The 25,042-nt window shown below is 33.9% G+C and carries 22 protein-coding genes and 1 pseudogene; 6 read left to right on the top strand and 17 right to left on the bottom strand.

All coding sequences use genetic code 11. The features are described 5' to 3' along the window. The first annotated feature begins 327 nt into the window (after positions 1 to 327). Positions 328 to 714: a hypothetical protein gene (locus tag Q0L29_RS09225; RefSeq protein WP_296621056.1), complete on the top strand. Its 387-nt coding sequence runs from the start codon at positions 328 to 330 to the stop codon at positions 712 to 714. Positions 715 to 1,214: 500 nt separating this feature from the next. Here the strand turns inward: Q0L29_RS09225 and Q0L29_RS09230 are convergent, their stop codons facing one another. The 3 genes from Q0L29_RS09230 to Q0L29_RS09240 all read right to left on the bottom strand — a co-directional run bounded on the left by Q0L29_RS09230 (position 1,215) and on the right by Q0L29_RS09240 (position 8,054). Then, entirely contained in the window at positions 1,215 to 2,447 is a 1,233-nt protein-coding gene (locus Q0L29_RS09230) for a hypothetical protein (protein WP_296621058.1), read from the bottom strand. Positions 2,448 to 2,518: 71 nt separating this feature from the next. Continuing rightward, positions 2,519 to 3,586, bottom strand: a complete 1,068-nt coding sequence (locus Q0L29_RS09235; RefSeq protein ID WP_296621060.1) for a PorP/SprF family type IX secretion system membrane protein — start codon at positions 3,584 to 3,586, stop codon at positions 2,519 to 2,521. Beyond that, positions 3,543 to 8,054, bottom strand: coding sequence for an MBG domain-containing protein (locus Q0L29_RS09240; protein WP_296621061.1), 4,512 nt, complete (start codon positions 8,052 to 8,054; stop codon positions 3,543 to 3,545). The genes Q0L29_RS09235 and Q0L29_RS09240 overlap by 44 nt, the downstream gene beginning before the upstream one ends. Before the next feature lie 186 nt (positions 8,055 to 8,240). Here Q0L29_RS09240 and Q0L29_RS09245 point away from each other — a divergent pair, with 186 nt between their 5' ends. Together Q0L29_RS09245 and Q0L29_RS09250 are read left to right on the top strand one after the other, a co-directional pair. Continuing rightward, entirely contained in the window at positions 8,241 to 9,425 is a 1,185-nt protein-coding gene (locus Q0L29_RS09245) for a glycosyltransferase family 2 protein (protein WP_296621062.1), read from the top strand. A gap of 182 nt (positions 9,426 to 9,607) precedes the next feature. Then, on the top strand, positions 9,608 to 9,814 hold the full coding sequence (locus tag Q0L29_RS09250; RefSeq protein ID WP_296621064.1) for a hypothetical protein: 207 nt from the start codon (positions 9,608 to 9,610) through the stop codon (positions 9,812 to 9,814). Between the two features lie 9 nt (positions 9,815 to 9,823). Here the strand turns inward: Q0L29_RS09250 and Q0L29_RS09255 are convergent, their stop codons facing one another. Further along, on the bottom strand, positions 9,824 to 10,879 hold the full coding sequence (locus tag Q0L29_RS09255) for a TrkA family potassium uptake protein (RefSeq protein ID WP_296621065.1): 1,056 nt from the start codon (positions 10,877 to 10,879) through the stop codon (positions 9,824 to 9,826). Further along, a complete protein-coding gene (locus Q0L29_RS09260) occupies positions 10,879 to 13,137 on the bottom strand; it encodes a tetratricopeptide repeat protein (protein WP_296621066.1) in 2,259 nt (752 codons plus the stop codon). The genes Q0L29_RS09255 and Q0L29_RS09260 overlap by 1 nt, the downstream gene beginning before the upstream one ends. Positions 13,138 to 13,277: 140 nt before the next feature. Between Q0L29_RS09260 and Q0L29_RS09265 the strand changes: the two genes are divergently transcribed. After that, a complete protein-coding gene (locus Q0L29_RS09265; RefSeq protein ID WP_296621067.1) occupies positions 13,278 to 13,874 on the top strand; it encodes a cytochrome c in 597 nt (198 codons plus the stop codon). 122 nt (positions 13,875 to 13,996) lie between these two features. Here the strand turns inward: Q0L29_RS09265 and Q0L29_RS09270 are convergent, their stop codons facing one another. The 8 genes from Q0L29_RS09270 to Q0L29_RS09305 all read right to left on the bottom strand — a co-directional run bounded on the left by Q0L29_RS09270 (position 13,997) and on the right by Q0L29_RS09305 (position 19,786). Then, the gene (locus Q0L29_RS09270; protein ID WP_296621068.1) at positions 13,997 to 14,311 is read right to left on the bottom strand and encodes a hypothetical protein; all 315 of its coding nucleotides are present in this window, start codon (positions 14,309 to 14,311) and stop codon (positions 13,997 to 13,999) included. Positions 14,312 to 14,527: 216 nt separating this feature from the next. After that, positions 14,528 to 15,115 (bottom strand): dephospho-CoA kinase, encoded by a 588-nt coding sequence (gene coaE, locus Q0L29_RS09275; RefSeq protein ID WP_296621069.1) that lies wholly within the window; start codon positions 15,113 to 15,115, stop codon positions 14,528 to 14,530. Next, on the bottom strand, positions 15,112 to 16,089 hold the full coding sequence (locus tag Q0L29_RS09280) for a hypothetical protein (RefSeq protein WP_296621070.1): 978 nt from the start codon (positions 16,087 to 16,089) through the stop codon (positions 15,112 to 15,114). Before Q0L29_RS09280 ends, coaE begins: the two co-directional genes overlap by 4 nt. Before the next feature lie 4 nt (positions 16,090 to 16,093). Further along, positions 16,094 to 16,411, bottom strand: coding sequence for a preprotein translocase subunit YajC (yajC, locus tag Q0L29_RS09285; protein WP_085518890.1), 318 nt, complete (start codon positions 16,409 to 16,411; stop codon positions 16,094 to 16,096). Between the two features lie 7 nt (positions 16,412 to 16,418). Then, the gene (locus Q0L29_RS09290; protein ID WP_296621071.1) at positions 16,419 to 16,982 is read right to left on the bottom strand and encodes a DUF1573 domain-containing protein; all 564 of its coding nucleotides are present in this window, start codon (positions 16,980 to 16,982) and stop codon (positions 16,419 to 16,421) included. A 29-nt stretch (positions 16,983 to 17,011) separates the two neighbouring features. Further along, positions 17,012 to 17,323, bottom strand: coding sequence for a YtxH domain-containing protein (locus Q0L29_RS09295; protein ID WP_296621072.1), 312 nt, complete (start codon positions 17,321 to 17,323; stop codon positions 17,012 to 17,014). Between the two features lie 96 nt (positions 17,324 to 17,419). Beyond that, positions 17,420 to 18,568, bottom strand: coding sequence for a transcription antitermination factor NusB (nusB, locus tag Q0L29_RS09300; RefSeq protein WP_296621073.1), 1,149 nt, complete (start codon positions 18,566 to 18,568; stop codon positions 17,420 to 17,422). A gap of 114 nt (positions 18,569 to 18,682) precedes the next feature. Further along, on the bottom strand, positions 18,683 to 19,786 hold the full coding sequence (locus Q0L29_RS09305; protein ID WP_296621075.1) for a Glu/Leu/Phe/Val dehydrogenase: 1,104 nt from the start codon (positions 19,784 to 19,786) through the stop codon (positions 18,683 to 18,685). Positions 19,787 to 20,164: 378 nt separating this feature from the next. Here Q0L29_RS09305 and Q0L29_RS09310 point away from each other — a divergent pair, with 378 nt between their 5' ends. Together Q0L29_RS09310 and Q0L29_RS09315 are read left to right on the top strand one after the other, a co-directional pair. Next, on the top strand, positions 20,165 to 21,949 hold the full coding sequence (locus Q0L29_RS09310) for an ABC transporter ATP-binding protein (RefSeq protein WP_296621077.1): 1,785 nt from the start codon (positions 20,165 to 20,167) through the stop codon (positions 21,947 to 21,949). A 55-nt stretch (positions 21,950 to 22,004) separates the two neighbouring features. Next, positions 22,005 to 22,454 carry a Fur family transcriptional regulator gene (locus Q0L29_RS09315; RefSeq protein WP_296621078.1) on the top strand — a complete coding sequence of 150 codons (450 nt, stop codon included), beginning with the start codon at positions 22,005 to 22,007 and terminating at the stop codon, positions 22,452 to 22,454. Here the strand turns inward: Q0L29_RS09315 and Q0L29_RS09320 are convergent. The 4 genes and pseudogenes from Q0L29_RS09320 to Q0L29_RS09335 all read right to left on the bottom strand — a co-directional run. Beyond that, on the bottom strand, positions 22,451 to 22,840 hold the full coding sequence (locus Q0L29_RS09320; RefSeq protein WP_296621079.1) for a hypothetical protein: 390 nt from the start codon (positions 22,838 to 22,840) through the stop codon (positions 22,451 to 22,453). The two genes, Q0L29_RS09315 and Q0L29_RS09320, sit on opposite strands and share 4 nt — an antisense overlap. 133 nt (positions 22,841 to 22,973) lie before the next feature. Then, the gene (locus Q0L29_RS09325) at positions 22,974 to 23,735 is read right to left on the bottom strand and encodes an ABC transporter ATP-binding protein (RefSeq protein WP_296621081.1); all 762 of its coding nucleotides are present in this window, start codon (positions 23,733 to 23,735) and stop codon (positions 22,974 to 22,976) included. After that, the gene (locus Q0L29_RS09330) at positions 23,728 to 24,750 is read right to left on the bottom strand and encodes an iron ABC transporter permease (protein ID WP_296621083.1); all 1,023 of its coding nucleotides are present in this window, start codon (positions 24,748 to 24,750) and stop codon (positions 23,728 to 23,730) included. The genes Q0L29_RS09325 and Q0L29_RS09330 overlap by 8 nt, the downstream gene beginning before the upstream one ends. Beyond that, positions 24,747 to 25,042, bottom strand: a pseudogene (locus Q0L29_RS09335) (hypothetical protein); the annotation flags it as partial. The pseudogene Q0L29_RS09335 and the gene Q0L29_RS09330, both read right to left, overlap by 4 nt.

Below are 25,042 nucleotides of genomic sequence, written 5' to 3' on the forward strand. Positions count from 1 at the left end.
CAATCAAAATTAAGAAACTAAGCTCTTCGACATGTTCTTCAAGTAATGATTGATTTCGGTTACAATGACAACAAAACTTTCAGAACACTATTTAAGCGATATGCTGGTTTGACTCCACTCGAATACCGGAACAAATACAATGGAGAAATGGTGTATGCATAAAGACGAAAGAACAACAAACGATATAGTATATGCCTCTAAGTAGCTACTTGAAACTCATCTGTAAATATGCTAGATTGTAGTTATTAATTGAGTCCAGAGGCACATGCTATATCTGGGCGTTTTACATCATCTAAATGACGCATAGAAATTCAAAGAAAATATATTATGATACTCATAGCCAAATATATTGTGATTCTTTTCGGTGTTTTCCTCATTAGTGTTGGTTTATTAATGCTTTTGAGTCCAGCAAATGCAAGAGAGTATTTGAGAAAGGCAGGAAGTACCAACCTTATCAACTACTCTGAGATAACTATTCGAATAATTCCTGCAGCAGGGTTGATTCTATATTCAGAATTATCAAAGTATCCTGAAATTTTTAGAATTTTTGGCTGGTTTATGATAGGAACTTCTCTGGTTCTTTATCTGGTACCTCGAAGAATTCATCATAAGTATGCTCTGTGGTGTGCTGATATTCTAACACCAACATATATTAGATTGACAGCACCATTCTCAATACTTTTTGGATGTGCTATTATTTATTTTGCGCTTTAATAAAATATACATCAGGACAAAAAAACGACAGAATTGTCAAGAAAAATATAAAAAAGATGTAGAACATTGAGCGAATCAGATGCCAGTGAGTACTACAAACCCTTATTGGTAAACCGAAGCGTTGATTATATCTCTAAAGCTCATTTAGGCCTTTTTTTAATTCTTTCCTATATACGAAAGCAAATGATATTAGAATTTACCGCCAAATTATATCTAATTGCATATAATGTTGCGTATTCGAATAATATTATATCTAAATGCATTTAATGAAACAATTGTCAGACTTTTTTAAAGAGCGGAGATAAGATGTTAATCTGACTCAGGGAAAATTTGCAGAAGGTGCAGGTATTGGACTAACTGTAATACGTAAAACAGAACAAGGGAAGACCAACATGAATTTGGACAAGGTGAATCAGGCCCCAGAATGTTTGGTCATGAATTTGCTCCTGTTAGCAGTAAAAATATAAGTACAGAATTAAATGAATAAAACAGCAGTATCACTACCTAAAAAACGAAGGGATTATCCTCACTTTTTGCTTATCTCCCTGTAAATTGGTGTTACTTAATTCTATTCCGTCATATGCTAAATTGGAATGATTAACGCCTTTGGATATGAGTAAAGAAAATATTTCTGCCATTATTTTATTGGATTGAATGACCAATACATCAGATGGAATATTTGCTAATGGAATAATCTCAAATGCCACTTTTAAATCTGGCTGACTTTTAAGCTTCTCTGCTAAAAGCCCTAATTGCTCTTTTATTTTGCTAATTCCATTTACAGATTCATTCAGATACATCTCAAACATAAAATTTTTGTCGTTATCAAGCTCCCAGCTTATTTCACGCTCATTTAGATAGGTCCTATTTGCTTTTTGCTGTGTGCTGCTAATAGGAATGATCCGATTACTATTAAATGTCTTTCCATCTTTTTTGAAATTTACTTGATAGATATCGCTTAACTCACCCTCTCGATTACTACTGAAAAATGCTATGCTGTCCCCATATTCGCTATAATACCCATCAAATTGTTTTGAGTTGATTTCTTTTCCGATGTTTTGCGGTTTGCTCCAAACCGTCCAGTTATTATATAATCTTTTAGACATAAAAATATCCATATCCCCATATCCGCCATGCCCTTTACTGGCAAAATATAACGTCTTTTTGTCTACCGACAAAAAGGGGGAAATTTCTGATTCCGAGGTGTTTATGGTGGTGCCTAAATTTACTGGTTCTGCCCAATTTTCTTGGTTGTCTTTTGTACTCACATATAAATCTTCCTTTCCAACGCCTTTCTTATCATTCATAACTAATAGAATAACACTGTAGTCGGTGCTCACATATATTCCTTGATAGCCTGAATTAGGAATTCCAGCTATGGAAATATTTTGTGGGTTTGTCCAATATGTGCTTTTACTTTTTACAAATTGGATGCCTTTTTGAGGGTTTTTGGCATTGTTTTGATATATGTATTGTTCTTTTGAGTTGATGCCAATTATAAAATTATTGTTTTTATCATTCCAGTTTCTCAGCTGATTTGATGCTTTTCCCCAACTATTAGTACTTACATCAAATATGCTAAGCCAAATATCTGACCCACTATATTTCCCTCCATTATTTGCCTCATGAAATACCCTTGCAAAAAACAGGCTATCACCACTTGGGCTTAATAATGGTAGGATATCTTCTGCTGTCGAATTAATGGATTCAGATAATTTAATAACTGATTCCACTTGTTTTTGAGCAAAACACAAGGAGCTAATTAAAAGAAAATTAAATCCTAAAAAGTAAATGAATAGTTTTTTTACCATGTATAGGGAGTCGATGAATTTATATTCTTAAACAGAAAGCTCAAGCTTACCTCATGGACACCATTAGAATACTCTTGGATGAAGCCGGTATAATAGTCGTAGGAATAATTAATGAAGAAATTACCCGGTACATTTACTCCGAACAGACCCGCCCATTTTAATTGGTGATGCATTCCCATTCCGATGTAAATCAATTCCTTGTATTTTAACCTTAATGAGGATTTGTATTGTTCGCCAGTTGTAGTAAAGTAATTTATTTCTACGTTAGGTAAAAGGCTTAATTCAGAATTCAATGCCCATTTATAACCAGCCATCAAACTAAAATTCATGCCGTCATTCATATATGCGGACATTTCACTCTCTCGAAATGAATGCGATATAATTGAATTTGTCACAAAACTTAGATATAATTTATTGCTATAATAAGCCATACTTAAATCCAATTGAACGTTTGATTGTCTTCCAGAATTTGTATTGATTAATCTTTGGTATAAATCATCATTCGCTTTATCTCTAACATTCAAATTATTATAATCAATTATATTTTGTTGGAATTTTATAGCACTTCCCAAGCTTAAATTAAATCTGGCATTAACGGGTAAATGATAGGCATAAAAGCCTTTTATTTCGGTCCTATCTAATGGACCAAGCCTCATTGAGTTAAGTTGAAGGCCTACACCCTGTTTTCTTCTTGCTCTTTTGGAATTATAAAATTCAGCAGCCTTATTAGAATTGCTAATGGCAAAAGATGAGTTGCTGGCATTATTCCCTTTAATTTTTTGGATAGGATAGAAGAAACCTGCTTGAATATAACCAGAGTTACTCCCATATCCATTTAATGCCTGGCGGTACATAATATCTGCAGACATATTATTTTGGATTCCTGCCATAGCAGGACTTTGCCATTCAATAGCATGGAATATTTGCGTTCGAGATAAAACATCTTGGGAACGTACCCTTTCAGCAATACATATAAAACCAATTATAAGTAAAGAAACGGTTTTTATTTTATGAATTTTATCGAAGTATCGTAACATTTCCCTCATATTTTCTTCTGCCATTATTTAATTTGATTAGATAAAAGTAAGTGCCTGGTGGTAGTTTTTTCTGGTTGAAATTCCCATCCCATTCACAATTATTGGTTGTGCAATGATATACCATTATTCCTCTGGAATTATAGACAGAAATGTTAACTTGCTCAAAGGCGTTTAAATTTTTGAAATCCCATGTGTCATTTACGCTATTGCCATCAGGGGTAAAAGCATTAACAAAGTCTAACTCAGGAAGTACGCTGGATAATAGAATTTCCCTGCTTATGGGCTCACTTTGATTTTCGCCATCACTGATTATAAAGCTGATGTTTTTAGGTCTTGTGTCATTGGAAAGTGAATTGATGTTTTGATAATTGACCGACCGCAAAATCAAATCATAATCAGATTTTGAAGCATTCCCTGTAATTAGCAGCAATCCTGAATTTCGATCATAATCATATTCAATATCAATGAGGTCTATATCATTTAAAAATAACCTATCCTCAGTTGAATTATAGTTTTCAATTATCTGTATCCATACAGTATCCATAGTTAAATTATCAATATCGGATACCGTAATAGTTTCAGTTATTTGAATAGGTCCAGATCCTTGAATAAATTCTAAAGTAGTATTTTCTATATTCGATAAGATGGGTTTATCATTTACAGTATCAACTACCATTAAGATATTGGCAGTCTCAGAATGCACAAATCCATCACTAGCAGACCACTCTAAATTTATATCTCCATATAAGCCCTGTGGAGGAGTGAATTGTAAGTCTAAATTTTCATTAAAACTGATAGGATCGCCTGAACTGATTTCTGAACCGCCTAACTGAAGCCGTCCTCTGGAAAAATATAATTTTATTTCATTTATTTGATCGTCTTCGGCATCTGTATAATTATCAATAAAAACTGAATTTATAAATTGATAAGGGACGTTTTCCTCAGTTTGAACTGTGAAGTCACTGACAACAGGGCTTTCGTTTAATAGCAGTGTGAAGGATTGTGTACTGCTTGCATTTTGTAAATCGGATACAGTAATCGAAACTTCTTCATTTGTCGCGTTTGATGGAACTTCCCCTTCAAGTACTGCAGTTCCATCTCCATTATCCACTAATACTAACCAATCAGGGCCTAAAGTTTTCCTTATTGTTAATTCATCGTCCGGATCAACATCATTAGTCTCTATATCGTATCTATAATTTGTATTAGCTTGAATTCTTTCTATGGGGCTAGATACAAAAATGGGAATATCATTTACCGCAATAACCTCTATTTGTAAAGAGTTTTCAACGAAATTACTGGAACCTGAGCCATCGTCTTCTACCCGTACACTTACAGTAGCGATTCCGAATGAGTCCGGTAGTATTTTATAGACTAATTCGCCTGTGCTATTGGGCGATTGATAATTAATATATAGTTCCTCAAATAGATTGGGTAAATCTGTGGATACCTCTAAACTGATATTCTGATTGTTTTCACCTCCATCAGTTATGCCGGTCAAATTGATGGTAAAAGTTTGTTCTGAATCTTCATTGATTGCTGCAGGATCTATTATGGGGTCTAATGTTGGAGGTAAATTTTCCAAAGTAACTGCTATTTGAAATGATTGAGTATCCGTTGCTCCTGCAAGGTCGGTTGCTATAATTTCAACATTGAAAGGGCTATTTCCAACATCTGTCAGAACAGGTGTCCCGCTAAGTAAAGTTTCGCCATCAAAATTTAGCCAGTTTGGTTTTTGTACAACATTGATTACAACAATATCATTAAGGTCAACATCCTCAACATCTATGCTGTATTCGTACAGTTGATTTTCTTCTGCAGTTGTAATTGGGGAGGAAATAAAGGTTGGAGGGTCGTTTACATCAATTACTTCAATATCAAAAAATTGATCGGCAGTATTCCCTTTATCATCACTTACCCTCAAAGCAATGCCATAAACTCCAATATTATTATTAGTTGGTGTGCCTGATAATAAGGCTGTTCCGTCTTCATTATCAGCCAAAGTTAACCAGGCTGGAAGGGAAATATTATTTGAGATGCTTAGTTCATCTCCTGTGTCATTATCCTCGGTAGTTATGAAATACTCATATACTTCATTTTGTAAAACTTCATTGACTGGTGTACTGGTGAAAAATGGAGGTCTTTGGTCGGGGGGAGTTACCTCTACCTCAAATTCATCCTCAACAAACATTCCATTTGAGTCAGTGCATCTAATGGTTAAAGTACTTATTCCATTGGTGCTTGCTTCAAAAATTAGCTCTAAGATAGTATTCGTTAATGCGATTTGTGTAAATAATGCTGGATTTGTATTATTAACGACTTCAAAAGTTAATTGAGAATCTTCATCTTCTAAATCATCAAAATAATTCAATAAATCAAGCTGGATAGGATTACTGTTTTCTACCACTTGCTGATCAGGAATACCACTTGTTGTTGGAGCAGAATTGATTATTAATTCCGAAATTAATTGACCAGAATAATTATCTTCTACTATATTAATTTCAACTGAATAAGTGCCGGCACTTGTAGGTAGAGTGCTGCTTTCATTGTAAGTGGTATTATAATTTAATCCTTCGGGTTGTGTGCTAATGGTTACTTCTTTTGGGCTTCCATCAAAATTTTGTAAAGTGTTTGATATGGTGATGCCTGCTTCGGCTTTTAATATCTCAAAACTTCTGTTCACTGGTGTGGCAGGGTCGTAATTAGCATCTCCATCTTGGCTGGCTTCAACGGTAACAGTTCCAGCGCCATTAATTGTAAGTATATTACCGGATATAGAAGCAGGACCAGAAAGCACAGTAAAGGTGATGGGTAGACCACTGTCACTACTGGCAGAAAGTGCAAATTCTTGATCGCCATAAGTTTTATCGGGAATTTCATCGAAAGTGATGGTTTGATTGACATTGCTAATGCTTAAAGTCCCATTAATGTAAACAAAAGCGTAATTATCAGACACTCCACCAGAAGCTGTAATGGGATAATCTCCAGCGCTGCTATTTTCATCTGCAGTAGTACTGGCGGTAGGGGCAGTAATTAAGTCGGATTCATTTTCATTATTTACAAAACCTGCATAGCTAAGGGTGAGGCTCGGAAGAGCATCTCCATAAACAATGCTTTGATCATCGGCCGTAACAGAAAGCGTTGTTTTGGATATCGAGAAACTTCTATTCACAGGCGTTGCAGGGTCATAATTAGCATCTCCATCTTGACTGGCCTCAACGGTAACAGTTCCAGCGCCATTAATTGTAAGTATATTACCGGATATAGACGCAGAACCAGAAAGCACAGTAAAGGTGATGGGTAGACCACTGTCACTACTGGCAGAAAGTGCAAATTCTTGATCGCCATAAGTTTTATCGAGAATTTCATCAAAAGTGATGGTTTGATTGACATTGCTAATGCTTAAAGTCCCAATAATGTAAACAAAAGCGTAATTATCAGACACTCCACCAGAAGCTGTAATGGGATAATCTCCAGCGCTGCTATTTTCATCTGCAGTAGTACTTGCGGTAGGGGCAGTAATTAAATTGGATTCATTTTCACTGTTTATGAATCCTGAGTAGCTGATGGTCAGCGTAGGGATAGCGTCTCCATAAACAATGCTTTGATCATCTGCCGTAACAGAAAGTGTTGCTTTGGATACCGAGAAACTTCTATTCACAGGCGTTGCAGGCTCGTGATTAGTATCTCCATCTTGGCTGGCTTCAACGGTAACAGTTCCAGTGCCATTAATTGTAAGTATATTACCGGATATAGAAGCAGGACCAGAAAGTACTGTAAAGGTGATAGGTAGACCAGTATCACTGCTGGCAGAGAGAGCAAAGTCTTGATCACCATAAGTTTTATCGAGGATTTCATCGAAAGTGATGGTTTGATCTGCTTTTGCAATATTTAAGTTTCCTGTTGTGTATGTAAAGTCATAATTATCAGAAACGCCCCCGGATACATTTATGGGGTAATTGCCAACACTGCTATTTGCATCAGCAGTTGTACTGGCGATTGGAATGGTTTCAAGATCATCTTCTTCATCACCTTCAACAAAACCAGAGTAGCTAATAGCAAGAGTAGGAATTGCATCACCATATACAATATTTTGATTATCTGCAGTTACGGAAAGAGTGGTTTTGCTGACTCCTATTGTAAAGCTTTGTTGATTGTTATAGCTTGGGTCTTTATTCTTATAAACTTCTAATGTAATAGGGAAATCTCCTGCCTCTTCAGGCGTGCCTTCAAGTAAAAAACTTCCTTTGTCTTTACTTAAGTTGATTCCATCTGGTAGGTTACCCGATTGTAAAACCACGTCTATATTGTCTCCGTCATCATCATAGACAATGATGTTATATTGGTATAAACTACCAAAAGTAGCGGTCACTACCGGACTACTTTGAAACACAGGATTACTTTGTCCTGAAGCGATATTTGATTTTAGGAGGGGAACACTAAAAATAAAAAGGTATAAAAAGCATCGATTAAAAAAATTGAATGAGGACATAAAAATATTTTACAATATCAAGTATAGATAGTTCAGTATTGTATACGTATGATATTTTATTTTGGTTAAAAAAATATTGAAAACTTACATATATCTTTTAATTAGTTTTTACGTATATTTTATTTCATCTTTATTGAAAATAGAGAAATAATCTGTTTTCATGTCAAAATTAAAAACAAAAACTATATGGAGGTTATTTTTTTGATAGGAATTGTCTTAATATCTTACACGTATTTAGGCTATCCTATTTTACTTTATGGTTTGATAAAAATCAAGAGACTATTTAATACTAAAAGCAAAAATTTCTATACTGAAAATGAAATGCCAGCGGTGAATTTGGTTATTGCTTGTTATAATGAAGGTGAAATCATTAGAGAAAAAATTGAGAATACTTTAAACCTCAATTATCCTTCTGAGAAGTTAAATATTTGCTTTGTAACTGATGGCACTTCAGATGGAAGTGAAAGAATAATTGATGAGTATAAGGATATACAATTATTTCATTCTGAGGAGCGAAAGGGTAAAAATGCGGCAATTAATAGAATACTACCCTTTATGAAGTCACCTATTCTTATTTTCTGTGATGCCAATACTTTTTTGAATTCAGATTCAATTTTAAACATAGCTAGGCATTATAAGAATGAAAAAGTTGGAGCTGTAGCCGGTGAAAAAAGAGTTAAGTCCAATGATGATAGGGATGCAGCTGGAAGTGGAGAAGGAGCATATTGGAAATATGAATCCGCATTAAAAAAATGGGATTCAGAACTCCATACTGTAGTTGGGGCTGCAGGAGAATTATTTTCCGTACGAAGAGAACTGATGCCTGTTGTTCCAGATGGTATTTTAATAGAAGATTTTTATGTCTCCATGAAAATTGCTCAAGCAGGTTTTAAAGTGGTTTATGAACCCGATGCCTATGCAATTGAATCTGGTTCTGAGTCTATTGCTGAAGAACGAAAAAGGAAGGTTAGAATAGCTGCTGGAGGAATTCAATCTATTTTAATATTCTTACCATTGCTAAATATATTTAAGTATGGTTGGCTTAGTTTTCAATACGTATCTCATAGAATGCTGAGATGGTCACTTACGCCATTAAGTTTAAGTATAGTTTTTATTTTAAATATTTATTTGGTAATTCAATTTGGAGGTATTTATTATATAATTTTAGGCCTGCAAACTGTATTTTACTTAATAGCTATAATAGGAGCCTACACAGAAGGCAAGGAAAGAATACCCAAGATTGTATTATTGCCATTTTATTTTTCTTTTATGAATCTGTCGGTTTATCAAGGTTTTATAAGGTTGCTCAAGGGTAAACAGTCAGCAGTTTGGGAGAAATCAAAAAGGAAAAATGCCTCAATAGAAATATAATATCCGCTACATTTTTATAAATTATTGAAACTTAATATAATTTTGCCAGTTCTTAGGAATGAAATTTCTAAAAGTATTTGATTGGAATTATGCTCTACTAGTTTTTGAAGGGTGAAAATTTTAATCAATATTATTGAAAATCAAATAGATTTCTATCTTTATTTCTAATCAAGGCTTATTAAATGTCAATATCAATTGAAACGGTTCGCGTGGGGAAAGATTATTACCTAATAAATTATGGTGAGGTTCATGAATTTAGAGTGACTAAAGCTACAGGCTATAAAGATTTTGAATGTAAAGACTTGACTACTTTGGAGGAATTTAATTTAAGTGAGTTGACAGCCTATGGTAAGGGTAAAGATTATGAGTTTTATGAAATTGATGAGTGAATATTTTCCCTATACTCCTTCTTCCAAACCAAACACTTTTTTTATTATTTTTTGAGTTTTTTGGTTCATCATCATGATTAAATAATCATCGGTTTTAATTTTAAAGTTATCCGAAGGGTTTTTATATAAAACTCTTTTACCCTCTTCAATCCTAACTAAGCCCATTAGAATCACATTTTCATTTTTTTTCAAGTCAAAGAAAGCTTTATCATATTCTTGTCCATTATAAGGATTGTTTTCCATTACTTTGAATTGCTTGATGTCATATTCCTGATCAGTTGTTGGATAGGCTAAAATTTCTTCAGAAAAAAGAGCAACATCTGGCTCGAACATATAGCTGGCTAATAATCTACTGGCGATTTCGTTTCGTGAAATAGCATGGGTTACTCCGGCACTCAGGAATGTTTGTTTTAGATTGGAGTTCTCTAGAGTTACCGTATAATTTAATCCCTCATATTCCTTTTTAAGGTTCAATATGTAAACCAGTTTTTCAGTATCGTCCTCCAGGTTAATAAAAACAGTATTGGATTTTCGGATATTGACCTTTTCTAAGAGCTCTAAATTTTCATAATCTGAGTAGAGAATGAAAAGATTTCTATTTTGATATAGTTCTTTTAAAAGATCGATATTTTCTCTATTTCTTGTCACTATAGCCACTTTTCTTCCGGCTTTAATGAGTTGGTCAATAACTGTTTTGCCAAATTGAGTCCAACCTATAACCACTATATGGTCTTCAAAATTTGTTCCGTACATACCTAATTTTCTATTTTCTTTAATATTTGCCATGATAGTTGAAATTTGACCAATTAGAAGTCCATAAACACCTAAACTCAGAAAAATAAAGATGTATCCAATTGCACGCCCCCCGGTAGATGTTGGTACCATATCTCCATAACCTACTGTGGTTAAGGTTACAATAGAATACCAAAAAGCATCTGAAAGATTATCTATTCTTCCTTCTTCAGAAAGTAATTCGAATTCTAGTAAATTAAACACCAAAAAAAAGTAGACACCTAAAAAGGCCAACAAGTAATAAATTAACTTTCTGTAACTTCTAAAATTCATTATTTCAATTTAAAACCTATAAGCAAGACATCATCTGTTTGCGGATTGCTTCCTCTCCATTTAATGAACTCATTCTCAATGTAATCTTGTTGCTCTTTAATGGTTTTCACGGCATTCTCTGCTAGCAATTTACGAAAATTACTTTTCATGTATTTTTTATTTTCTTTGCCTCCAAATTGATCTTGAAAGCCATCTGAAGCCATATAAATTATACATTCTTCCGTAAAATTTACTTCCTGTTTGCCGAAAGATTTATCAGTTTGTTGAGTACTTCCAACACTGTTTCTATTAGGTTTAATAATTTCTAATTTATTATTTTGATAAACATAAAGGGGGACTTTAGCTCCTGTATATTCAATCTTTTTGCTTTTACGATCAATTAAAACAAGTCCGATATCCAATCCATCAGTGTTGGCGTTTTCTAATTGTTGTTGATGCAAGTTTTGTTGGATTTTCTGATCTAAAAGGGAAACGATCAAATCAGGGGAGGTAATACCAGTTTCAATTACTATTTGATTCAATAATGAATTGGCTAGAATTGTCATAAATGCACCAGGTACACCATGTCCGGTACAATCTACCAATGCTATTGCAATTTTGTTTTCTATCTGGGCAAACCAATAAAAATCGCCACTTACAATATCTCTAGGTCTGAAAAATATGAAGGACTCAGGCAACACTTTTTTTATTGTCGGAAGCTGAGGAAGTAAAGAATCTTGAATCTGTTTAGCATAAATGATGCTGTCCGTTATCTGTCTGTTTTTATCGGAAAGTTTACTGCTCGTTTCTGCTAATTCTTCTTTTTGAGTTTCGATCTCCTGCTTTTGTTCCTTTATGGCAATGTTTTGTTCATTTAATGCTTGATTAGCTCTGTTTTTAAGCTTGTTTCTGTTGTAGAGAATTATGATGAGAATTAATAATAAAAGAAGCCCTATACTTAAAGTGATAATAAAAAAACTACGCTTTTCTGCTTGTAGCTCTTTTATGGCATTATCTTTTTTCAATAAGTCAATTTCTTTTTCTTTTTTCTCGATATTGTAAAGGGTTTCAATTTCTGCGATAGAGCGGATGTTCTCTTCTTTGAATTTTCTTTCTGATTCCAACATGAAAAGCTTCATGTAAATTAAAGCATTGTTTTTATCGCCCATTTTATCATATAGCTTTGATAGTTTTTGATAAGTGTCTTTTAATATTCCGGAGGAATTGATTTTCTGGGCAATTGTAACACTATTTTTAAGTTCTTGTATAGCATTTTGGTATTCTGATCTAGCAATAGAAATTTCTCCAATTTCAAGTCCTATACGAGCTTGTAATTCGGGCATGTTTTGTTCTTTTGCTAGTTTTTTGGCTTTTCTAAAATTAGTGAGTGCCTTATCATTTTCATTTTTTGAGAGATAAACTTTTCCAATGTCAAAAAATGAGTAAGCTAAGCCCGTTTTATCCTGGCTTGCCGAATCTATTTTCATGGCACTTCTAAAGCTTTCTAAGGCACTTTCGACATTGCTAGTGGCTAAGTAATAATTTCCAATATTACTGTGGGTAGTGGCTATATTATAAGGCTCTCCATTTTCTTTTGCTAATACCAGCGCATCAAAAAGGTATTCTTTTGCTTTTTCATAAGTGCCTAACTCTTGATATATCAAACCGATGGTATTGAGAGTAATTTCCTTACCCTTCTTAATTTCCATCTCCTCCTTAATTTTTAAAGATTGAACACAATGCTGAATAGCTAAATTATAGCGCTCCATATAGGTATAAATGTCACATATGAGGGCTAATAAGTTAGATTGCGCAGCTTTATCATTTACCTCGTAAGCTAAATCTAAACCGGATTCAGCAAAATTTAAAGCCGTTTTATATCGATCACGGAAAAAATAGATATTAGCTAAGGAAGTAGCCGATTTTAAAGCTCCAATTGAATTTTCCCTATTTTGAAATATATCATAGGCAGATTGGAAATATTTTTCGGTATTATCAAAATCATCTATCAGGTAATAGTAATCTCCTAAATAGTATTGAGCCCATGCATAAGAATTGCTAGTGGTGTCGTTTTGGGATATTGTAATGAGCTCTTCAGCATACAAGCGCATTGCATTTGGATTTGAGTCCTTATACCCCTCACAGAGTTGAATAAGAATATTTTTCTTTTCAGACGAGCTGATATCTTCGGTTAATAAATTTTCTAAACTGTCCGTATTTTGCGCAAAGGAAATTGTGCTTAATAAACTAAATATGAGTAGGGGGAATAAAGTCTTCATAGAAGTTCTAATATAATAATAATTATTTTTATTTGTATAAATATGTTAGACCATTTCAAAAGGCTTTTTATTTTTCTTTTCGATGGGTGTTTAATTTTAGTATACTAAAACCTTAGTGAAATTAAACAAGTATATACAGTATGCTTATTAAATCTTTAACCTCTATACTTTTTTCATTTTGTTTAATATTTTTTGCTCAAGCCCAAGATAATTCTCAATCTTTCTTTCCTGAGTTGGTAAAGGCTTCTGTTAAAAATGGAGAAAAGCTTTTTATAGTTAATTGTGCTATGGGCCATGAAATTTGTGAAACTAAAATAGGACCTGCTTTAGCCGGGATTTCCAAAAGAAGACCACTCACGTGGTTGTTGGAATTTATCAATGATCCACTTGAAGTTGTTAAAACTGGCGATAATTACAGCAATTACCTTATTTCGAACTATAATTTTATAATGCCTGGATTTGATTTCATCAATACAGAAGATAAACTGGATGTACTGGCTTATATCCGTTCTGAATCATCATCGGAAGTTTCCACTTCGGGAGTTAACAGTCAGGAAATTGCTGAAAGCCCTAAAGGAAAAATCAAGGAAATTCCTGATGAAAACAGTAATAGCCAAAAAACTGAGGATGCTAACATTAGCGATACTGTTTTTCAGGTAGGGATATTTATACTTATCGCTGTAACTTTTGGGACAATGGCTTTTTTTCTGATTAGATACTTGAGAAGAAATAAATAGTTCATGGTAAAACTCCTGCTTATATTTCATCCACTATTTCAGGCTTCAATAAATGGAGGTATCGTCCAAAGTGAACATATCTTTTATATGATAGTGTGCTATCCTTTTAAATCTTAATAAATTTAGTTGTTATATTTCTTTTTTAAGAAGTCTGATATTTTTATTTCAAAATCAGTCCATGAGTTAGCAGGAAAAACGCAGCAGGAAGTTAGCAGCGTCATTAAGGATGAGAAAAGAACATTAGGATAGCATGCATGCACTGTAATCTCATTATCGCGAACTGTTACTTGTGCTCCAACTAAGATAGATTTCCGAATGATTATAATTTTTTGTGGTTTAGAATGAAGAGTCGAATAAGTGTAATCAGAGAATTTTGATTTTAATTCTTGAATCAAATCATTGATGGTAGGTACAACTTGTTTTGCTTTCACTATCATAATTTCCTATATCATTGATAACAATACAAGATACTAATTAATATTGAAAAATGGGTTAAACTTTTGGTTTACAAATGATTACAAACCTTGGGTTTTCTATATTGGCCATATTGCTATTGGCAAGACAATTCGAATTAAAGGTGAAGTTTAATTCAACTATAGTTCTTCAGAATTAGTAATTCTTAAGCAAAATCATAGAATTAGTAATTCGTTTATTTAAATTACCAACTCCTCATGCAACTCCATCACCTGCCGAATAACTGATTTACTTTCATCATTATAGATCACATAATCAGCTAATTCCATCCGCTTCTCATCTGACATCTGTTTTTTCATGATAGATAATACACTTTCTTTGGTTCTTTGTGGATCTCTTTCCAAGGTTCTTTTAAGTCTGAGTTCTTGATTTGCGTGAACATTGATGGTGGCATCTAACTGTTTATAAGAACCCGTTTCAAATAAAAGAGCTGCTTCTTTTAAAATATAGGGTTTATCAGAATGTTGTTCGCACCAGTTTTCAAAATCTTTGCCTACAGCAGGATGCACTAAGCTATTAAGCAGTTTTAATTTTTTATCATCACCAAAAACTTCTTTACTCAAATAATCTCTATTGAGATCACCATTTTCAAAATAAGCATCATCTCCAAAGTGATTTGCTATTTTAGCTTTTAGTTCTGGGTCGTTTGATTGAAGCCATTTGGCTCTATAATCGGCAGGATAATTAGGGATTCCCAGGAGTTGAAATACGTCACAGATTAAACTTTTACCTGCTCCAATTCCGCCTGTAATCCCTAATTTTTTCATGGCTTAATGTATTGGAAATTAATAGAATCAATTTTAATTTCTCTCTCCTTTAGCTGTTCAGGAAGTGATTTAATGATGGGCTTGACAGTAGAATCTGCTTCATTTATTCGATCATAATCAACTACCAATCGGATGCTGTCTAAATTATAATTTCCTGCTAGTTTTTCTTGAATTCTAAATGATATTCTTGCCAAACTATCTTTAAAAATATAAGCGTTAGAGTCTTCTGGGGCATTTATTTTTTCAAATGGCAACATGAGTTCCTGCTTGATAAATTTAGCGACCTCAAAACTAATTTTAACCTCTACCGGATTCCGGTTTACCAAACTAGATCCGAAAGTGGGTAAATAAATTTCTTCTGAGTAATTACTTGATATATTTTCCTTATCAATTTCTATAAATACTTCTTTGGGAACTTTTTTGATGAATCTTTCAGGCCCTGAAAAAGTAGCAGAATCATGTGACTTTTGGATAGCAGAAATAATTCTGAAATTCTGTTCTAAATCTATTTTAGAACTATCAACTGATAATTTAGATTTTATTGTTCTAATAGAATCTATTTCAATTCTAAGAGTATCATTCTCGACATAATTCAATTGAATTTCTGTCATTTGATCAGCAATCAGCGTGTAGAGTGAATTGCCTAATATGTAATTTTGACTTACGGGATCTTCTAAAGGAACCTCAACGGGCGTAATGGTAAACCAAAAAGTTTTTCTTAATAAATTCCATCCACCTCCGCTTACATTTATGCTTACTTTTTTTGGTAATTCATTTACGACTACCAACGATGAATCCGGAAAGGTAAATTTAATAGGGTAAGTAATTCTAGTGGAGTAATTATCATTAAGCGCATTGAAAAACCAAAAAGTGGTAGCTGTGACTACACACAAGACTACCACTTTAATAGTATCGTTTGATTCAGGCAAGAATATATTGCTCAACCAATCTCCTATTTTTTCAAAGTGCTTCAATAATTTATTTTTCTTGAAGTTTTTTACTTTGCTCTAATGAAACCGCAGACTTTTCAAAAATCATTTTTGTTCCTTTATCGATTTCTAAAATGATTTTATCTTCTTCCACTTGATAAACTTTTCCGTGCAATCCACCAATGGTCACTACTGCATCACCTTTTTTTATCTCAGCAATAAATTTCTTTTGATCTTTCTGCTTTTTTTGCTGCGGGCGAATCATGAAGAAATAAAATACTAAAATTATACCGCCAAATAAAAGTAATTGGCTCATCCAAGCGCTATCATCACCTGTAGTAGCTTGTGCTAAAATAAATTGTATCATTTAATTATTATTGTTTTACGGGTCCCGCACCTGTATTGTCTGCTTTAGGCTCTACAAATGCTTTGATTGTTATATTATTAGTTGCAGGCCAAGTGTTAGCAGTAATTCTCACTACTTTATTATCCTGATTCTTTTTACCTCTAGAATTATATTTCACTTCAAGTTCTCCTTCTTCACCTGGAGCAATTGGCTTATCTGTATAAGATGGCACAGTGCATCCGCAAGAAGAAGTAGCATCAGATATAATTAAAGGCGCTTCTCCTGTGTTTTTGAATGTGAACACTTTTGTTACCACATCGCCTTCTGTAATTCTACCAAAATCATGAACTTTTTCAGAAAATTCCATCTTTGGTAAAGGGCCTTCTGGCTTTTCTTTTGGGGTATTGTTTTGAACTTGTGGTTTGTTTTGAGTAGCTGTTTGAACTGATGGATTGGTTGCAGTACTGCCACCATTACCTTCAAGTGCAGCAACTCTTCTTTCCAAATCGGTCACTCGTTTTTCTAAATCACCTGTACAAGCTCCAAGTGATAGCAATCCTATTGCTAAAACTGCATATATTACGCTTTTCATAATTGAGATTTATATTGTTTAATTTAAATTTATTTTGATTTTTCTTCCTTATTTTTGATCTGGCCTAATAAAGCATCAACATCGGTTAGTAATTGCTCGGCTTTCTCTTTTGCAGAGTTTACTACTTTTTCTCCGTCACTTCTCGCAGTGCTCAAACCTAAGTCTTCACCATCCGCAATATCGTTTAAGAGATCTTCCAACATTTCTTTATATTTCCCTAATCGATAGCTAAGTTTATCTCTGGTATTCTCACCCGTATCAGGTGCATATAAAATTCCTACAATTGCTCCTGCAGCTGCTCCTGCTAAAAATGCAAATAAGTTACTTCCTCCTTTACTCATAGTTTTTTTCCTTTAGCTGTAAATATACTGCACAAAAAAAATGATTCAAATGTACAATTAAAGTTTTTTGGATTTTACGCAAATAGGACTTTGAAGTTATTTGTTATCAATCAAACCTCTTCCACTTTTTTTGATCCTATCTTCTTTTTCTAAGCTTATTGAAATTTTATCTAATAAGCCGTTTACAAATTGCTTACTTTTTTGAGTACTATAATTTTTAGAAAGCTCAATATACTCATTAATTGTCACTTTTACAGGGATACTTGGGAAATTGAGCATTTCAGCTACGGCCATTTTCAGAATAATCATATCTACCGCTGCTATCCTGTCAGTTGCCCAGTTTTGAGCAAATTCGGAAATCAACTTTTCATATTCTTCATCATGAAGGATAGTTTGTTGAAATAATTCTTTGAAAAATTCGCTATCATCTTCCCAATTTGCCGAGAGCTCAATCAGTTCAATGTGTTGCGTCATTTCATCCAGAGATTTGATGCTCTTTTTCAACATTGATTTTAATGCTGATTTATTTTCTTCCCAATATAAATCTCTTTCTGCCATGAAGTTGGTAATCGCTTCATTTTTCAATATTAATTGACGGCAAATTTGGTTGAGCACTTCAACATCCTCTTCAAAGCTTGGCTCATTTTTTAGTATGTATTCTTTGTAGAAATCTGCTTTTTTCAAGAAGTCCCTGTACCATTCCTGAACATCCAACATATCATCTTCCCAACTGGTGCCAAAGCGAATAAACTCACTTTGTAATGCATCATCCTCTTTTAGAATCTTGATGCCTTTATTATGAAATAGATTTAATTCACTTTTAAATACCTGTTTACCACTTTCTGACAATCTTTTTTCCCGCTTTTCAACATCTTCTTTTGCTAAGTCTGAGAATTCTATTAAAAGTTTTAATGAAAGGTAGTAGTTTTCTAAAAGCGTATTAACGGCCTCCAGCATATCTTTTTTTACAAAAGAGACATCTTTTTTTACATTAGTTTGAAAAAGATTGATGGCGTCACTGACTGCTGAGCGAATTTCAGGATTACTATCCTGCTCTTCTTTTATTTGATGTGATTGGTAATTAGATTTAAAAACTTTCTTAGCGGTTTTCGCATTTTGCTTAAGAAGAGCTCTGTCTTGTACTTCCATTGAATTCAAATCTGGAGTGAAGATATCTTCAATGTGGTCTTGTGCGAGCTCAAAATTTGCTTCTTCACATTTTTGAACCGCATAAAGCGCTTGCATAACTTTTATTCGTAAGGACCTTCTGTTCAGCATAATCAGTAATAAAAAGAACGATAATAAAATAAATAAGGAAGGTAGTTGCCTACCTTCCTTGCAAAATTAATAATTCAAAACTTAGTAAGCTAATTTCACCTTACCCATGTCTGCCATTCGCTTATCTGCGATTTCGATAGCAGCCTGATGAGAAGTTTTTCCTTCAGCTTCAGCTTTATTCAATATTTCAAGACATTTGTCATAAATCTTCTCTGTTTGTTCCAAAGCCAATGGCTTATTGTAATTCTTCATTAGTTCAGGGAAGATATTAATGATTCCACCTGCATTTACCAAGAAGTCAGGAGCATAAAAGATGCCTTTTTCCTGTAACATTTTTCCATGCCTCTTTTCATCAGCTAATTGATTGTTGGCAGCACCTACAATTACGTTGGCCTTCAATCTTTGGATTGTATCATCATTAATAGTAGCACCCATTGCACAAGGAGCATAGATGTCAGCATCAACATCATAAATCATTTCAGGCTGCACTACTGTTACGTCATGCTTATCCGTCACTCTTTTGATATTGCTTTCGTTAATATCTGTAATAGTAACCTGAGCACCTTCTTCAATAAGATAATCTACCAAATAGTGACCCACTTGCCCAACGCCTTGAACTGAGATTTTCTTTCCTTGAAGACTATCAATCCCGTAAGCTTTATTTACAGTTGCTTTCAAGCCCATATAAACGCCATATGCCGTAACTGGAGAAGGATCACCACTTCCTTTCATAGATTCTGGCAATCCCATTACGTTTTTGGTTTCATAGGAGATATGCACCATATCAGAAGTATTCATGTTCATATCTTCTGCAGTGATGTATCTACCGCTTAAGCTATCTACAAATCTCCCGAATCTTCTTAAAAAAGCTTCATTTTTTAATTTTTTTGGATCGCCAATAATCACTGCTTTTCCTCCTCCTAAATTGAGTCCTGAAATAGCAGCTTTGTATGTCATCCCTCTGGATAATCGGAGTACATCTATTAAAGCTTCCTGGTCATTATTGTAGGTCCACATTCTAGTCCCACCTAATGCAGGACCTAAAATGGTATTGTGAATGGCGATTATGGCTTTAAGACCTGTGGGTTTATCAAAGCAATAAACTACTTGTTCATGCCCCATTTCAGCTATTGTATCAAATGCTGAAAATGTTTTTTGGGCTTCTTTTTCATTTAATTCAACCATTTTGGAATTAATTTAATGTCGTTTGTCGTTTCCTTTTCCCTACTTTTGGGAAATATCGATGCAAAAATAACTTTATTTTTACTGCAAATCAATTGTTTTAAAAATTGTATAAATCTAATAATTCAAGAGTTGAATCCTTTATGAGCGAAATGATAATTTTCAAAGCTCGCGATATTTGAAATTTAATTTTGTTTGGGGCTTTAAAACAATATTTGTTAGATGACTATTGATTAGAAATTTTTTCGATAAATTCATTAAATATCCCTTAAAAGGAATTCATTCCGTATGTGGAATTGTATATTTGTAATTCAAATTCTTGATTCTATATGGTTTGAATTTTTGCTTTGAACCATCTACTTCATCAAACGTTCTATTTTTGTGAAAGAATTAAAGCATCTAAATAAATATCTTTTAAAGTATAAATATCTGCTATTACTGGGCATTCTTTTTATGATTGTGTCCAATTTTTTTGCAGTATTTCCCGCTCAGGTAGTGCGTTATGCTTTCAATTTGGTGAAAGAAAATATTGAAATGTATCGCATGTTCGAAAATTTCGATTTGCAATCCAACTACTATGAAATCTTCTCTTCAGCTATTTTAATTTATGGAGGTCTTATAATTCTTTTGGCATTAGGTAGGGGCTTATTTCTGTTTTTAGTGCGACAGACAATTATTGTAATGTCCCGCCATATAGAATATGATTTGAAAAATGAGATTTATAATCATTATCAGAAATTACCTTTAAGTTTTTACAGAAGGAATAATACGGGTGATATCATGAACAGGATATCAGAGGATGTAAGTAAAGTGAGAATGTATTTAGGGCCAGCTATTATGTATACGGTCAATCTCATTACGCTTTTCTGCATTGTGATTCCTATAATGTTTTCCGTAAATGCCACTTTAACTTGGTATTCATTAATACCCTTACCTTTCTTATCAATAAGCATTTATTTTGTAAATAATTTAATCAATAAAAGATCAGAAGAAATTCAAATTAGCCAATCTCAACTTTCCACTCTAGTACAAGAAGCCTTTTCCGGTATCAGGGTTTTGAAATCTTTCGTAAGGGAAGAAGATTCACTTCAGAATTTTACCAAGGAAACCAATAACTATAAATTCAGAGCACTGAAATTAACCTTTATACAAGCTTTATTTTTCCCATTGATAATGGGTATGGTAGGTTTAAGTGTTATTTTGGTAGTTTATATCGGTGGAGTGGAAGTGATGAATGGAGCGGTAAGCGCTGGTAACATAGCCGAGTTTATCATTTATGTAAATCTGCTGACCTGGCCTGTAACCTCAGTGGGTTGGGTAACTAGTATTATTCAAAGAGCTGCAGCTTCTCAAAAACGTATTAATGAATTTTTAAGTACTGAAACAGAAATTGTTTCTGATAAAAACTTAGAAAAAGATATAATAGGAGAAATTGTTTTTGATAAAGTAAGCTTTACTTATCCCGATAGCGGTATTAAAGCATTGAAAGATGTGAGTTTTTCTGTTAAGAAAGGAGAAACTTTAGCTGTCATTGGGACTACGGGCTCTGGGAAAAGTACGATTGCCAATTTGATTACCCGGATGTACGATCCGACAGCAGGAAAAATTACTATTGATGATGTCCCTATTGCTGATTATAAGGTTGAAAACCTTAGAAGCCAGATTGGCTACGTACCTCAAGATGTCTTTTTATTCTCTGATTCTATTAGAAACAACATCACTTTTGGAAGTACAGGTTTAAGCGAAGAGCAAATGTTGAAAGCTTCCAAAGATGCTGATTTGCATAATAACATTCTTGATTTTCCTAAAGGTTATGATACAGAATTGGGCGAAAGAGGAATTACTTTGTCAGGGGGGCAGAAACAACGTGTTTCTATTGCCAGAGCCATTGCCCGAGAACCAAAAATCATGATTTTGGATGATGCATTATCCGCAGTGGATACCAAAACAGAAAATGCCATTCTGAATGCCTTAAAGAAAATAATGGAAGATAGAACAAGCGTAATTATCTCCCATAGAGTAAGTTCAGCAAAATTAGCGAATTATATCATCGTTTTGGATGATGGAGTGATTGTGCAGCAAGGTACCGAGCAAGAACTGCTCGATAAAGATGGGCCTTACAAGGAGCTATATCAGAAACAACTACAGGGTGAAGCTGTTGATTAAGCAGTTAAGGCAAATGTATTGCGTTAATTTGAATTCTCTTTAAAATTACCGATATTTGAGAAAGAGAAAAAAAGCAATGGAAGCTACATTTAAAGCAGAAAATATTTTAAAATCTAACGGATTGCGTAAAACGCAGATTCGATTAGAAATGCTTCAAATTTTCATGGGTTCCAAGCATGCTTTATCAGTAAACGATATTGAGAAAGATTTAAAATCTAGTCATGATAGAGTGACAATCTACAGAGCTTTAAATTCTTTTGAAGAAAATGGTATTTTACACCAAACTCCTGACCCTAATGGAAATATGCGTTATGCTATTTGCTCGGATAGTTGTCCCGAACACGTTCATCAAGATAAACATGCCCATTTTATTTGTGAGGAGTGTCATCAAACCTATTGTTTGGAAGATGTAAAAATACCGGATGTGGAATTAGAAAATGGGTATCAATTAAATAGTATCAGTTATACCATGAATGGTATTTGTAAAGAATGTCAGCCTGCTTAATTTTCAGCTAAAAGCCACCTTTTGGCTTCCCCTTCATCCTGAAAAATTTGGTAATCAAAACCTCTTTTACGACAGATCGAAGCCCAAAAGCTTCCGATCTCTTCAGTTCTAGGATTGATGATAGCAGCCATTCTTACTTCTCTAAATTCAGTCAATTTAAGTTCAAAAACTTTTAGCAAATTAAAAGCTTCATTATGAGGCATTTTGAAAACCGTTAATCGATAGTCTAAAAGGACTAATTTTTTCTCAGATTCTTGAATAGCATTGTGAATTTTCTCAGCATTTTGTAATACCAGGCCGAATTGAGTGCGCTCACCTTGACTTACAACTTTAAGAAAATCCTTTTCTTCGCTTATTTTTATACTCCTTTTAAAAAAATTGCTCACGGTTAAGTTGATAGTAATAAGAAAGCAAAATTACAGATTATTTTTGGATTTTTTTTAGATTTATTGGATATAAATAACAGATGTAACTTTTACAGATTTAAAAATTACTCTTAATCGTAATGAGTTATTAATTCTACAACTCCAATTTCTTTAAATATGGAAAAGCCCTTTCAATATCGCCATTTTCAATTAATTCTTTTGGTGTTCCATATTTAATATTCTCTCCACAATTGGCTAACCAAATTTGATCTGCCATTTTAAGCGCGATTTCTACTTGATGTGTACTGATCAAGATTGACTTCTGGGTTTCGTCCACTAAATTTCTTAAGAGTTCTAAAATCGTATACCGATTATTCGCATCCAAATGAACAGTAGGCTCATCAAGTAACATTAGGTCTCCATCTTGGGCAAGTGCTCTGGCTATCATCGCTTTTTGAAGTTGGCCGTCACTGATTTCGGTGATGTTGGCGTCTTTTAAATAGGCGATGGCACATAATTGAATGGCAGTTTCAACTTTTTCAAGGTCAGAGGTCATGAGTTTACCTGTCCAATTAGTAAATGGGTAGCGTCCCATTTCTACAAGTTCCATAACATTTAAATTACCACTTTGAACAGGATCTGTTAATACTAAACTTACCTGTCTGGCAAATTCCTTTGCTCCATATTCCTTAATTTCTTTTTCTTTTAAAAAGACCTTTCCATGTATTGCTTTCTGCAAGTTTGCTAAGGTTCTGATTAGAGTGCTTTTACCCACTCCATTTGCACCCAAAAGAGCAATTAATTTACCCTTTGGAATGTGGAGATTAAGGCCTTCCATAAGGATGTTTTCAGACTTCCCATTTTTGTAGCCAATGGATAAATCAGCGGTGGTCAATATGTCCGTTAAATTATCCAAAGTTTTTACTGATGTTTTTTCTTCTCAAAATCAACCAAATCACGACTGGAGCGCCAAATAATGAAGTTACAGCATTGATTGGCAATATTAAATCAGAAAATGGAACCTGGGCAATGATGTCACAAATTATTAATAAACAAGCACCTAGAAGCAAGGTAGCAGGAATTAGAACAAAATGATTCGAAGTCTTAAATAATATCCTGCTGATGTGTGGAACTGCTAAACCTAAAAATGCTATAGGTCCGCAGAAAGCAGTAACTATACCAGCTAAAATGCTAGTAGAAATCACCAGAAATAGTCTTACATTTTTAATTCTGAGGCCCATACTCTGGGCATAATTTTCCCCCATTAAAAGTGCATTAAGTGGTTTTGCTTGCCAATAGCCTAATGAAATTCCAATGATTATTGTGGGGATAAATATTTGTAATTCTGCCCAGCTTAAATTTCCAGTGGCACCAAAAGTCCAAAAAAGGAAGTTTTGAATATCCTCTGCTGTACTAAAATATTGCATTACACTTACGATAGCTGAGGTAAAAGCTCCGAACATCAAACCTACTAATAGTAATGACATGCTGTCTTTTAACCGTATAGAAACCAACACTACCATTAAAAGCACAGCCAATGAACCTATAGTAGAGGAAATGGCCATGCCCCAATAAGCTAAAGCACCATTTACGCCCACACCCAATAACACCAATAGTGCTACACCCAAACTCGCACCTGAGCTGATTCCTAATACAAATGGACCTGCTAATGGATTCCTAAATAGTGTTTGCATTTGCAAACCTGCAAATCCTAAAGCAGCCCCTGCAAAAATTGAGGTTAGTGTTTTGGGTAATCTATAAGAATACAGGATGTTGTAATGTGCAGTATTTTGAGTTTCAGTTCCGGTTAAAATCTTTAGGACATCCATAAAAGAAATAGTAACCGATCCTAAGCTGATAGAAAGAATCATTAATGCCAAGAGTAATGGAATCAATAAGGCAATGGCTTTATATGAGGAGTTTTTTTTCAAGGATTTAACGCTTCAAAATAAGTGGTAGTTGAATCATCTACTCTATCAGGATGTAATAGTTTTACATAATCTTTTAAAACCAAATCAGCACGCATAAAGCCAGATTCTAAATAATCATTTGCTCCATTTTTATTTACTCTTTTGGTGTAAGAGAATACCTTTTGATTTTGAAAGGCATCAAACAGGGCGTATTTATTGTTGGTATTTTCTAAATCAGCCAAGCTAGTAAATGAAGCTGCACCAATCCAATATTCCGCATTTTGGGCATCGGATAAAACGCTTTCAAAACTAA

It is taken from the genome of Marivirga sp., from assembly GCF_024636815.1.
Lineage (GTDB): Bacteria > Bacteroidota > Bacteroidia > Cytophagales > Cyclobacteriaceae > Marivirga.